The organism is Pontibacter anaerobius (assembly GCF_026241195.1).
In the GTDB taxonomy this organism is placed as follows: Bacteria; Bacteroidota; Bacteroidia; order Cytophagales; family Hymenobacteraceae; genus Pontibacter; species Pontibacter anaerobius.
This window is the reverse complement of sequence record NZ_JAPFQO010000001.1, coordinates 220,748-233,258: the sequence shown is the minus strand read 5'-3', so window position 1 is coordinate 233,258 and position 12,511 is coordinate 220,748. Positions and strand designations below refer to the sequence as shown.

General features: G+C 52.1%; 10 protein-coding genes. 3 read left to right on the top strand and 7 right to left on the bottom strand.

All coding sequences use genetic code 11. From position 1 onward, the window contains the following. Positions 1-128: 128 nt before the first annotated feature. From OO017_RS01155 to dapF, 7 genes are all read right to left on the bottom strand, one after another. Complete coding sequence (locus OO017_RS01155; protein WP_266050598.1) at positions 129-923, bottom strand: DUF2490 domain-containing protein; 795 nt, start codon at positions 921-923, stop codon at positions 129-131. Positions 924-984: 61 nt separating this feature from the next. Further along, complete coding sequence (locus OO017_RS01150) at positions 985-2,175, bottom strand: M20 metallopeptidase family protein (RefSeq protein ID WP_266050597.1); 1,191 nt, start codon at positions 2,173-2,175, stop codon at positions 985-987. 167 nt (positions 2,176-2,342) lie between these two features. Further along, on the bottom strand, positions 2,343-2,858 hold the full coding sequence (locus tag OO017_RS01145) for a sporulation protein (protein ID WP_266050596.1): 516 nt from the start codon (positions 2,856-2,858) through the stop codon (positions 2,343-2,345). After that, on the bottom strand, positions 2,851-3,513 hold the full coding sequence (deoC, locus tag OO017_RS01140; protein WP_266050595.1) for a deoxyribose-phosphate aldolase: 663 nt from the start codon (positions 3,511-3,513) through the stop codon (positions 2,851-2,853). Before deoC ends, OO017_RS01145 begins: the two co-directional genes overlap by 8 nt. 117 nt (positions 3,514-3,630) lie before the next feature. Continuing rightward, the gene (gene secA / locus OO017_RS01135) at positions 3,631-7,005 is read right to left on the bottom strand and encodes a preprotein translocase subunit SecA (RefSeq protein ID WP_266050594.1); all 3,375 of its coding nucleotides are present in this window, start codon (positions 7,003-7,005) and stop codon (positions 3,631-3,633) included. 860 nt (positions 7,006-7,865) lie between these two features. Beyond that, positions 7,866-8,381 carry a GNAT family N-acetyltransferase gene (locus OO017_RS01130; RefSeq protein ID WP_266050593.1) on the bottom strand — a complete coding sequence of 172 codons (516 nt, stop codon included), beginning with the start codon at positions 8,379-8,381 and terminating at the stop codon, positions 7,866-7,868. 208 nt (positions 8,382-8,589) lie between these two features. Continuing rightward, entirely contained in the window at positions 8,590-9,366 is a 777-nt protein-coding gene (gene dapF, locus OO017_RS01125; RefSeq protein ID WP_266050592.1) for a diaminopimelate epimerase, read from the bottom strand. Between the two features lie 107 nt (positions 9,367-9,473). Between dapF and OO017_RS01120 the strand changes: the two genes are divergently transcribed. From OO017_RS01120 to OO017_RS01110, 3 genes are read left to right on the top strand one after another with little or no spacing between them, the layout of a single operon-like run. Next, complete coding sequence (locus tag OO017_RS01120; protein ID WP_266050591.1) at positions 9,474-10,367, top strand: class I SAM-dependent methyltransferase; 894 nt, start codon at positions 9,474-9,476, stop codon at positions 10,365-10,367. Positions 10,368-10,426: 59 nt separating this feature from the next. Continuing rightward, positions 10,427-11,095 (top strand): porin family protein, encoded by a 669-nt coding sequence (locus OO017_RS01115; RefSeq protein ID WP_266050590.1) that lies wholly within the window; start codon positions 10,427-10,429, stop codon positions 11,093-11,095. 34 nt (positions 11,096-11,129) lie between these two features. Next, entirely contained in the window at positions 11,130-12,071 is a 942-nt protein-coding gene (locus OO017_RS01110; protein ID WP_266050589.1) for a Ppx/GppA phosphatase family protein, read from the top strand. Positions 12,072-12,511: the final 440 nt, after the last annotated feature.

Here is a 12,511-nt window from a genome sequence, read left to right as displayed (position 1 = left end):
AAACTGATTTACACCCACTGTACAGTAAAAATTATACCAGTAGATTTATCCTGACAAATCATTAAATAATGTCATTTAAGAAATAAAAAAGCGGCTAACAAACTGACTAATCTGCAGTTAGGTTATACTTAGTAAGTAATACTGGCAGTATCAGGGGTACGGTTAAAAGTATATTTCAGCTCCAGGCCCACCACAGGCGTAATGCGGTTGCGTTTTGTGGTATAGCCATCCTCCTCCAGCTGCCCCTGCTCATTGTACACAGGCGGAACAAGCACATAGTAATAATCTGTCTGCCGCATAAAGTATGGATTAATGCGCAGCTTTTCCGTCAGCTCGTAGTTCAGGCTGAGGCGCAGGCGGGTGCGGTCTATGGTGCGCTCCTGGATGTTGCCATCGTATTCCTTGCCCAGGTTGGAGCGCAGCATGGCCTCGTAGTTTATACTTGGAGTGATGAATTTGCTGCCCAGCGGCAGGCGCTTGCCCAACTCCGCCGACAACCAGACGCGGCCAGCCGCATCCTGGCTTTCCTGGTCTACATACTCGAACAGCAGCTGCTTGTTAAAGTACAGGCCCTTTACCGCACCGTTGTGGCGCAGGAACAAAGTATAAAACATGGTCTTCGGGAAATCCTCGGCGGCATAGCGAAGTATGGCCCCGCCCCGCCAGTGCTCCGACAAGATATGCTCATAGCCCAGGCTTAGTTCTACCCGCTCAAAACTGCTCAGGATGCCCGATTCCTTTAAGTCGTTAAAGTCGCCATCGGTATTAATGCGGTAGCCGTTACGCAGAAACAGTAGTCCCTCCTCGCCCACGCCATAGTTAACCTGCAGCTCCGGCCATATGGTGGTGGGGGCAGTAACCTTGCTCTGCGCCTGCGCCAGCATCGGCAGGAGCAACAGCAGTATAAAGTATATTTTTTTCATACTACTTAATTTAAGTAGACTGCTTAGGAGATGCATCTGCTAAACAGTAGATCTTTAACTTTTAGCCCTCCAACTCCTGCAGCGCCACCCACGCCATCAGGCCTACCCCTGTTTCCAGGGCGGTTTCATCGATATCGAATGTTGGGGTGTGCACACCGGAGATAATACCGTGCGCCTCGTTGCGGGTGCCGAGGCGGTAGAAACACGCAGGCACCTGCTGGGTATAGTAGGCAAAGTCCTCCGCGCCCATCCACAAGTCCAGGTCCACTACGTTCTCGGCGCCCAGGTATGCCTCTGCGGCGGCACGGGCTATACCTGTTACTTCCGGATCGTTCTGCAGGAACGGGTATCCAAACTTGATGTCGATGTCGCAGCTGCCGCCCATACTTTCGCAGAGGCTTTCGGCCAGCTTCTTAATTTTCTGGTGTGCCTCCTTGCGCCATACTTCGTTCATGGTCCGGAAGGTGCCCTCTATTTTTACCTCGTTCGGGATAACGTTGGTAGCTCCTTTGGCCTCCACCTTGCCAAACGACAGCACCGTCGGCATCTTCGGGCTGGCGTGGCGGCTCACAATCTGCTGCAGCGCCACAATCAAGTGAGCAGAGATCAGCACAGGATCGATGTTCATCTCGGGCATTGCCGCGTGGCCACCTTTGCCTTTCACAGTGATGTAGATCTCGTCGGCACTGGCCATGTACATACCCGATCGGAACCCCACCTTACCGGCAGCCAGCATCGGGAACACATGCTGCCCAATCATACTTGCCGGGGCCGGGTTCTGCAGCACGCCTTCCTTGATCATGAGAGACGCGCCACCCGGAAACTTCTCTTCGCCCGGCTGAAACACCAGCTTTACCGTGCCCTCAAACTCTTCGCGCAGCTCCTGCAGTATGCGCGCCGTGCCCAATACCGAGGCTGTATGCACATCGTGGCCGCAGGCATGCATCACGCCTTCGTTCTTCGATTTATACGCCACCTCGTTGGCCTCCACAATCGGCAGGGCATCCATGTCGGCGCGCAGGGCTATGGTTTTTTTCTCCGGGTTCTTCCCTTTTATCAAGGCCACCAAACCTGTATTGGCCATAGGCTGGGCTTCAACACCATAGCTTTCCAGCACCTGTTTCACATAGGCTGCGGTATTGTACTCCTCAAATGAGAGCTCCGGGTTAGCGTGGATGTGGCGGCGCACCTGCACCGTGTCGGGCGCATAGGCTTTGGCGAGTTCTTTTATTTTATCGATGGATATCGGCATGGCACGAGGTAAATTTCTGGCGCGTGTTCGGTTGCGCTGTACTTAACGTTATTTCTGCTTCAGGTTATTAAACAAGGTAGCAATTTAAGCGATACGGCATCAAAAATAAAAAGCGTTGCAGCCTTACCGGTCACAACGCTCTTTAACGTAAAATGCCTTCTGCTTTTCTAGTTCTTCCTGATATTGATCTTATCCTTCACGATCTGGGCATTCGGGATGAGGTCTGTAATCTGGTTCAGCACCTGCTGCGCCTCCACACGGCTGAAAAAGTCGCCGACCATCAGGCGGAAGTTCGGCTGCTGGTACGTCAGGTAATCCTGCACATCTGGTACTCTGGAGATAATAGTTTTGCGCAGGTCCATTACGGTTTGGCGTTGTGAGCCGTTGTACGCCAGAATGCGATAGCCCTGGGCATACTTTATACTTTTGTTCACGCTGGCCACAGTGTCCATCAGCACGGCCACCTGCTCGTTGTTGTGCCTGGTGGGTTCGATACGCGCCATCGGCTCGGCTTCTGCCACTTCATACTTTGGCCGGTACTGGCTGAGGTCCTCCATCACTTTGTCGGTTTTGCCTGTACCTACTTTTGCCTCGCTGCCTACCCGGCCGCCACCTTTTGAGGGCGCGCATGAGGTACCTGCAACAAGAAACAAAACGAGCGAAAAACTAAGAATTCTATTCATGGGTAACAATTTGGATGCTGGCCGAACAGCCTAACCTGTCGGCTCCTGCTTTTATTAATGCTTCTGCCTCTGCCGCTGTTCTAACGCCTCCGGCAGCCTTGATCTTCATCCTGCTTGGCAGCACACGGCGCATCAGCTTGATGTGCTCTACGGTAGCGCCCTTGGCCGCAAAGCCTGTAGAAGTTTTCACGTAATCCACCCCGGCATTAACGCAGAGGTTACAAGCTTTTATGATCTCTTCCTCCGTCAGCAGGGCCGTTTCGATGATCACCTTCAGCGCCGCTTCTTTCAGATGGCAGAACTTAGCCAGGTCGCCCAGCTCGTTCTCCACCTCCTTGTACCTGCCCGACTTAAAGTAGGAGATGTTCATGACCACGTCTATCTCATCGGCGCCATCTTCTATAGCCTGGTGCGTTTCCAGAAACTTTACCTTCGGGTGCTGGTATCCCAGCGGGAAGCCAACCACCGTGGCTACTTTTACCTGGGCGCCTACGCCCAGCCGCTCTTTAGCCTGCTGCACGTAGCAAGGAGGCACACAAACAGCCGCAAAGCCATAGCTGCGGGCCTCATCGCAGAGCTGCAGTACCTGGTCGGTAGTGGCCTCAGGGCGCAGCAGCGTGTGGTCTATGTAAGAAGCGATATCTTCTCCTGCCATAACGTTAGCTAAAAGACAAAGGACATAAGACGAAAGCATTCTTTCTCCTACATCCTCTATCAAAAATTCACAAACATGGAGCAGCCACTAAGTATAAATTAGTGGCTGCCTTATTTATTACTCTTCTATTATTACACAGCGGTTGTGCTGAAGGTCGTCTTCTACGCTCTTATACTTCACGTCCTTCAGTACGCGGCCGTCGTTGTACTGCACGCTTACGCGCTCGTTACGGCCGGCAACCTTCTGGGAGTGGGCTGGCATGATTCGCTCCGGCTCCGCGCTTGGTGCCGTGGTGTGGCCTGCCTCATCCTCTAAAGAAGAATGCACTTCCTGCTTCTGCTCTTTTAGCACCGGCGGCTTAGGGGCCATCGGCGGCCTTACCGGCTGCTGCACCTGCTCAGGAGCCTGCACTGGTATAAACGCGTGGAACAGGAACTGTATTGTCTGCTCGTTCACCTTACCGATCATGCGCTTGAACAGCTCAAATGACTCGAACTTGTAGATCAACAGCGGGTCTTTCTGCTCGTACACGGCGTTCTGAACTGACTGCTTCAGATCGTCCATCTGGCGCAGGTGCTCTGTCCAGGCCTGGTCTATGGTGCCCAGCGTGATGATCTTCTCCATGGCGCGGATCAGCTCCAGACCTTTTGTTTCGAAAGCCTTGGTGAGGTTGGCTACGGCTGCCAACTGGCGCTTGCCATCCGTAAACGGCACGGCCACGTTCTCGATCATCGGCCCGCGGTTCTGGTGAATATCGGCGATGATTGGGTAAGCCTGCTCCCCGATCTGCTTGTTTCTGTTCAAATAGTGGTTCAGGGCCTCGTTGTACAGACGCTCTGCCAGTTGGTTTGCCTGCGTAGACTTAAACTCATCCTCTGTGATAGAAGACTCGATGCCGAACACACGCAGTACATGCAGCTGGAAGTTCTCGTAATCGCTGATGTTCTTGTAGCTTACGATCACGTCCTCGCTGATATCGTAGATCATGTTCCAGATATCCAGCTCCAGGCGCTCGCCATACAGGGCGTTTCTGCGGCGCTTGTACACCACTTCACGCTGTGCGTTCATTACGTCGTCATACTCCAGCAGGCGCTTACGCATACCGAAGTTGTTCTCCTCCACTTTCTTCTGCGCACGCTCTATAGAGTTCGTGATCATAGAGTGCTGAATCACCTCTCCTTCCTCAAGCCCCATGCGGTCCATCAGGCGGGCAATACGGTCAGATCCGAACAGGCGCATCAGGTTATCTTCCAAACTCACGAAGAACTGGGAAGAACCCGGGTCTCCCTGGCGGCCGGCACGACCACGCAGCTGGCGGTCAACGCGACGGGACTCGTGGCGTTCGGTACCAATGATGGCCAGACCACCCGCCCCCTTAGACTCCCGCGTAAGCTTAATGTCGGTACCACGACCGGCCATGTTCGTGGCGATGGTTACGGTGCCAGGCTTACCGGCTTCGGCTACCACCTCGGCCTCCTTCTGGTGCATTTTGGCGTTCAGAACCTGGTGCTTGATGTTACGCAGCTTCAGCATACGGCTCAAAAGCTCCGATATCTCTACCGAAGTAGTACCTACCAGCACCGGACGGCCAGCTTCTGTCAGCTGTACGATCTCATCGGCAACGGCATTATACTTCTCACGAACGGTTTTGTATACTTTGTCGTGCTCGTCTTTTCTGGCGATAGGGCGGTTTGTTGGGATCACCACCACGTCCAGCTTATAGATATCCCAGAACTCGCCTGCCTCTGTTTCGGCAGTACCCGTCATACCGGAAAGCTTGTGGTACATACGGAAGTAGTTCTGCAGCGTAACGGTGGCGTAGGTCTGCGTGGCATCCTCTACCTTTACGTTTTCCTTCGCCTCAATTGCCTGGTGCAAACCATCGGAGTAACGGCGGCCTTCCATCACACGGCCTGTTTGCTCATCCACGATCTTCACCTTATTATCCGGGGTTACGATATACTCCGTGTCCTTCTCGAACAAAGTATAAGCCTTCAGCAACTGGTTGATAGTATGGATGCGCTTTGATTTCTCCTGGAAGTCGGCGATCAGTTTCTCTTTAGCGTGGAGCTGCTCCTCATGCGAGATGGAATTATTATTCTCGATCTCAGCGATCTCCATACCGATATCTGGCATAATGAAGAAGTTCGGATCCTCGCCCTGGCCTGTAATCAGGTCAACACCTTTCTCAGTAAGCTCGATCTGGTTGTGCTTTTCGTCGATGGTGAAGTATAGCGGCTCGTCGGCCTCCGGCATCTGGCGGGAGTTATCCTGCAGGTAGAAGTTCTCCACTTTCTGCATGATCGCGCGGTTGCCTGTCTCACTCAGGAATTTGATCAATGGCTTGCTTTTTGGCAGACCACGGTAAGCACGGAACAAGGCCAGGCCACCCTCCTGCGTATTTCCTTCCTTGATCAGGCGCTTGGCCTCTGTCAGGAAGTTCTGCACTACTTTGCGCTGCGCATCCACCAGCATAGAGATGCGTGGCTTCAGCTGATAGAATTCATGTTCATCGCCACGCGGCACAGGGCCGGAAATGATCAGTGGCGTACGGGCATCGTCAATCAATACCGAGTCCACCTCATCGACCATGGCATAATGGTGCTTGCGCTGCACGAGGTCCTGTGGCTCGCGGGCCATGTTGTCGCGCAGGTAATCAAAGCCGAACTCGTTGTTGGTACCGTAGGTGATGTCTGCTTTATAGGCGTTGCGGCGGGCCTCAGAGTTTGGCTGGTGCTTGTCGATACAGTCGATTGTCAGGCCGTGGAACTCGAACAAAGGCGCCATCCACTCGGAGTCACGCTTGGCAAGGTAGTCGTTCACGGTTACCACGTGCACACCGCGCTTGGCAAGGGCGTTAAGGTAGGCAGGCAGCGTTGCTACCAGCGTTTTACCTTCACCTGTGGCCATCTCGGAGATCTTACCCTGGTGCAGCACGATACCACCGATCAGCTGTACATCGTAGTGCAGCATGTCCCAAACGATCTCGTTACCGGCAGCCAGCCATCTGTTTGCCCAGGTGGCTTTATCTTCCTCGATCTGCACGTTCGGCTTGCGGGCCGCGATCATGCGGTCATGATCGGTGGCGGTCACCACCAGCTGGCCATTCTCCTTCCAGCGGCGGGCAGTTTCCTTTACAACAGCAAAGCCGGTTGGCAGCACTTCCATCAGCACTACTTCCAGCTCCTTGTTTCGCTCTTTCTCCAGCTCATCAATCTCCGAGAAGATGTTCTCCTTCTGCACAATGTTCAGCTCCGGCTCGTCGGCAATGCGCTTGTGCAGTGCCGCAATCTTCTCATCAATAGACTTCAGGCGCTCATCAATGATGCCTTTAATCTCAAAGGTTTTCTGACGAAGCTGGTCATCAGTTAATGTGTTAAGCTTGGCGTACTCTTCGTTTACTTTAGATACGTAAGGCAATACCTCCTTTATATCTCTGTCGGACTTGGTACCGAATAGTTTCGCAACGGTTTTACCGAAAAAATCAAACATCTGTATATGTTGTTCTTAAATGAATTCTTCTGTTTGCAATATCGTCAAAAATAGCTGTTTTTCCGATATATCTAACGTTCTGTACTAAAACAATACCAGAACAAACGGTGCTCAGACCATCTGCCATAATTACCGATAAAGTATAGTGGTTTTTCTATTTAACGCTATAGGGCCTAATCAGCTATGCCATAATAGGTAACATGTGGCATAGTGGCAGAAGTTCGATTTTGGGGGAGGTTATACTTTTTGTTTGGCTTCCTGGTTGTAGTTGATAGTTGCTGCTGATCCTCCCGCTGTTCTAGGCATTCCTGTCCGAAACCTTTCTGCTGCAGATTTCCTAATCCGCAATACTTGTGTCTGTTAGTTTATACTTTCCCCTTCTGGCGCAAGTCTTCAGACATGTGTCCTATAATGGTGTTGCGTTTGTAACTCAACTGGCTAGAAAAGCCATATTTATACTTCAGCTATACTTCGTGGCTGCCGTTTCCTTCAACTTGATCCAAGCTATCCTTTCTAGCTATCGCTGATCCTCAGTCACACATACCTATAGTTTTATCTCTAGCCTTGGCTCCCTCCAGCCCGGGAGGGCTCGTCTTGGGGGTAGGGGCCCTCGTATAAAGAGCGCCCCTACCCCCACGGAAAGACTGGGATCAGTTTTCGGTAGCTGCTGCCTTTGCTATAGGACAAGCATGATTCCCCTCCTCGGAGGGGTTAGGGGTGGGTTTACAACTGCAGAAGCTCCCTCTCCTGTTTTTAGGAAAGGGCCGTGGTGGAGTAAAAATTCCCCGCCTTAGACAAGGAGGGACAGGAGTAGTTGGACCAGTTAATGCCCCCATACAGCCACTACAAAGGCCAGATCATTAAAACAACCGCTGAAACTCCACCACATCCTCCCAGCCATCCAGCGTTCTCAGCCACTCCTTCCGCACCCCTACCTTCTCAAAACCGGACTGGGTGAAGAGGTTTATACTTGGCAGGTTAGTGGCAGTAACGGAGCAGTATACCTGATGCAACTGCAGCTTGCTTTGGCAGTAGTCCAACAGCAACTGCAGCGCCTCCCGGGCATGGCCATTGCCGCGATGATCAGCAAGTATAACAATGCCTACCCCGGCCCGGCGGTGCAGCGGGTCAAAGTCGAACAAATCGATGGCTCCTACGGCTTCATCGTTGCTGTTGCAGATGACCAGGCGCAGCTGCTTTACAGTATAAATGTCTAGAGCGGCGTTTTCGAGATAGGCCTCCAGCACAAATTTAGAGTAAGGCGTAAGCGTGTTGCCCACATGCCACACAGCGGTATCGTTTTCGAGGGAGTACAGGAAGTCCAGATCTGTCGGCTCGAGGGCGCGGAGGTAGGTTTGGTCAGCTTTCAGGAACACGGGTTTATACTTTTATACTTGCATCAAGCTACAAAAAGAAAAGACTCCCGGCAATTTATACTTGCCGGAAGTCTCGCTTTATAGCTAGGTTACGGTTTAACACACTTGGGTTGTTATTCCGATCCGCTGGCGCGAATTGGCAACTTGTACCTTTGCCTGGCCTAACTGTATTGGGCTGTGTAGTTCGAACTAGCCTATAAACTATATCTTAAATGGTGATACTACCGGTAAACACCAGCCGGGCCGGGCCAATGAGGTAGATATACTTAAAGCTGCCATCACTGTTTCTCTCGAATGCAACCTGCAGCTCACCGCCCAATACTTTAACTTTCAACGGCGACTGCATGCCTTTTATACCTGCCACCAGCGCTGCAGCCGTCACGCCGGTTCCGCACGATAGGGTTTCGTCTTCCACGCCCCGCTCGTAGGTGCGCACAAAAATCTCGTTCTCGCCGAGGCGCTGCACAAAGTTCACGTTGGTGCCTACAGCCTTAAAACGGTCGTTATAGCGAATGGCGCGGCCTTCAGTGTATACATCCAGGTTCTCCACGTCATCTACAAAACGAATGTAATGCGGTGAGCCGGTATTCAGGTAATAATCCTCCCCTATCTTCTCCACGCCCTGCACATCGTTCATTTTCAGGTGAATCTCATCGCGCTCTATACTTGCCTGGTGCTCGCCGTCGGCGGCCAGAAAACAAGCCACATCCTCGATTACACCCAATTGCTTAGCGAACCGAACCGTGCAGCGCGCACCGTTCCCGCACATGGAGCCCAGGCGGCCATCGGCGTTGAAGTACACCATCTCGAAGTCATAGTCGGGATGATCCTGCAGCAGTATGAGACCATCCGCACCGATACCCATACGGCGGTCGCAGAGTTGCTTTACCAATGCCTCGTCATCTGCGGGGAAGGTAAGCTTCCGGTTGTCGATCATCACGAAGTCGTTGCCCGTGCCCTGATATTTATAAAAGCTGGTTGCCATATAACTGAAACAAATAGAATGGCGGCTTCGTGCCTTTTTAAGGTTAGGCGGATAATGCGTAATTTTACCGCTAACCGGCTACCGAGCCTGAAATAAACGACAAAGATATGTATTCCTTCCTTACAATAGAAAATTGGGCTGACTATGAGTTGGTTGATTCCGGAAATTTCGAGAAGCTGGAGCGTTTCGGCCAGTACTATGTAGCCCGCCCCGAGCCGCAGGCCATCTGGGACAAGCACCTGCCCGAGCAGGAGTGGCAGCGCATGGCCAATGCCGTGTTCACCCGCGACAAAGGCAGCCAGGAAAAAGGCCAGTGGAAGCTGAAGAAAGGAATGCCGGAGCAATGGTTCATCAACTACCAATATAACGACCTGAAGTTGCGTTTCCGCCTTGGTTTATCGTCTTTTAAGCATGTGGGCCTTTTCCCGGAGCAGGACAGTAACTGGAAATTTATCTACGACAATACCCGCAAGCTGAAAACACCGCAGCCGAAGGTGCTGAACATGTTTGCCTACACTGGTGCCGCCACCCTGGCCGCCAAAGCCGCCGGCGCCGATGTTACCCACCTCGACTCCATTAAGCAGGTGAACTTCTGGGCCCGCGACAACATGGAGGCCAGCAACCTGGACAACGTGCGCTGGATTGTGGAAGACGCCATGAAGTATGCCCGCCGTGAGGTGAAGCGTGGCAACAAGTATAACGGCATTATCCTGGACCCGCCAAGCTACGGCCGCGGCCCGAACAACGAGAAATGGCAGCTGGAGAACGAGCTGAACGAGATGATCAAGCTCTGCCGCGAGATGCTGGACGGTAGCGATTATTTCCTTGTGATCAACCTCTACTCGATGGGCTTCTCGGCGCTGGTGCTGGACAACCTGATGCGCGAAACGTTTGGCGAGCAGGTGCAGAACGAGGAACTAGGTGAGTTATACTTGCTGGATGGCGGCAAGCGCAAACTGCCGTTGGGTACTTTCTTCAGGTTTACATCGGTGGGGAGGTAGTGCAAACCATTTTATTATTGGAGTTGTCTTTAATTTTGCTGGTACTTTTATAAAGCAATATGAACAAATTTTTAATCGTGTTGGGAGCCATGTTTGCGCTAGGCTCCACAGTGTCTTTCGCTCAAAGCAACAATTTAAGTATAGGTATAGAGGGCGGTGTCAACCACAGCTCATTGCGTGGCAACGACCATGATAGCCAACTAGTACGGGATCCAGGAATAGGCTTTACGGCAGGAGTATCATTCACATATGGTATTACAGATGCTCTGTCATTACATTCCGGGCTTCTTTACGAACGAAAAAGTACGAGATTTAAGTTACACTATGTAGATCCAACAGGTACTACCCCCAGCACAACCAAAGCTCACTCAAACTTCGATTACCTAGTTTTACCTGTGCTAGCAAGAGTTACCTATGGCAATAAGGCTAAATTTTATATAAACGCAGGCCCCTACTTGGGTTATTTAATACAGCAAGTTGATAAAGCGAAGGCTGTTAGCTCAACAACTTTCTCGAATATAGAACACTATAATAGGCTTGACTTAGGCTTAACAGCGGGCTTAGGCGCCGGGATGCCAATAAATAACAATTCAATGCTGACACTTGAACTCCGGCAAAACCTTGGCCTATACAATATAAGCAAAGCTTCTGAATCCGTTAATAGTGATATGAAAACACGCTCAACCAATTTACTGTTGGGTATAGCCTATACTATTAAAAACCAATAGTCCATTAGCACATCCTCCAAAAGAACCTTTATTTATGACCAACCGCCTCGCACTAATCGACATGGGCACCAACACCTTCCACCTGCTGGTAACGGAGGTGGATGAACAGGGCCAACTAACGGAGCTTTACAAAACTAAAGTACCGGTGAGGCTCGGGCAAGGCGGTATCAGCAACGGAGCCATTACGGCAGAGGCCTCAGAGCGTGCCCTGAAAACGTTACGCGACTTCCGCAAAACCATAGATGAGTTTGGAGCGAAAACAGTACGTGCCATGGCAACCAGCATGGTGCGCAACGCCAGCAACGGCGATGCTTTCGTGAAGGAAATCTACAAGCAAACCGACATACAGGTAGAGGTGATAAACGGTGCCCGCGAGGCAGAACTGATCTACTACGGAGTGCGCTTTGCCGGTGTGCTGGACGAGCAGACAGCCCTGATTATGGACATCGGCGGCGGCAGCGTAGAGTTTATACTTTGCAACCAACACGAGATCTTCTGGAAGCAGAGCTTTGAGCTGGGAGCGCAGCGCCTCATGGATAAGTTTTTTACCGCTGATCCTATCCCAGCCGAAAGTATAACCGCCGAAAAAGTATACCTGGACGAGCGCCTGCAGCCCCTCACCGAAGCCGTGGCCAAGTATAAACCAACCATACTAGTCGGCTCCTCCGGCACCTTCGACACCCTCTGCGACATGGATGCTCTCCGCAAAGGCGATACTTCGCGCCAGCAAAGTGTACCACCGGCTTCAAGTATAAGCATCGAAGATTACTACAGCATCCACGAGGACCTGCTCCGCAAGAACCACGAGGAACGCCTGGCCATACCCGGCATGCTGGAAATGCGCGTGGACATGATCGTGCTGGCAAGTATAGCCGCGGATTTCGTGCTGCAGAAGTATAACCTGCAGGAGATCCGGGTATCGTCCTTCGCCCTGAAAGAAGGCGTGCTGTACGAGATGCTGCAGGGGCGACAGTAAGTATCCCTGCACCCCTGCCCCTCAGCGCTACGCTTGCTATCTGTCCCTACAACTATAAACTTCTTCTGGCGCGCGTCTCCGGACGCATGTCTTACCAATGGTGTGAAGTCTCCGACTTCACTGAGGCCGGAGGCATCAGGTTGAGTTCTGCTGCCGATTAGCCTCATCTTTGCTGGAAGTTCAGAGTGAGGGGACGATGAATCCACCCCAGCCCCTCCGAGGAGGGGGATTATCCAACCACTCCTACCCCTCCTTGTCCAAAGAGGGGAGTTTGACCTCTCCCCAGCCCTCTCCTAAGAACAGGAGAGGGAGCCCGGTTCAAGTGGTATAGCGATGGCTATCGAAAACTGTTCCCAGTCCTTGGGTGGGGGTAGGAGCCTCCCAGCCGTGAGGGAGCCACTGCCAAAGATGAAACGATAGGCTTGTAAGACCGAGGATCA

Bases quoted from the DNA above. Each gene is read 5' to 3' on its own strand.
- OO017_RS01155 (WP_266050598.1), bottom strand. From the start codon at position 923: ATGAAAAAAATATACTTTATACTGCTGTTGCTCCTGCCGATGCTGGCG.
- OO017_RS01150 (WP_266050597.1), bottom strand. From the start codon at position 2,175: ATGCCGATATCCATCGATAAAATAAAAGAACTCGCCAAAGCCTATGCG.
- OO017_RS01145 (WP_266050596.1), bottom strand. From the start codon at position 2,858: ATGAATAGAATTCTTAGTTTTTCGCTCGTTTTGTTTCTTGTTGCAGGT.
- deoC (WP_266050595.1), bottom strand. From the start codon at position 3,513: ATGGCAGGAGAAGATATCGCTTCTTACATAGACCACACGCTGCTGCGC.
- secA (WP_266050594.1), bottom strand. From the start codon at position 7,005: ATGTTTGATTTTTTCGGTAAAACCGTTGCGAAACTATTCGGTACCAAG.
- dapF (WP_266050592.1), bottom strand. From the start codon at position 9,366: ATGGCAACCAGCTTTTATAAATATCAGGGCACGGGCAACGACTTCGTG.
- OO017_RS01120 (WP_266050591.1), top strand. From the start codon at position 9,474: ATGTATTCCTTCCTTACAATAGAAAATTGGGCTGACTATGAGTTGGTT.
- OO017_RS01115 (WP_266050590.1), top strand. From the start codon at position 10,427: ATGAACAAATTTTTAATCGTGTTGGGAGCCATGTTTGCGCTAGGCTCC.
- OO017_RS01110 (WP_266050589.1), top strand. From the start codon at position 11,130: ATGACCAACCGCCTCGCACTAATCGACATGGGCACCAACACCTTCCAC.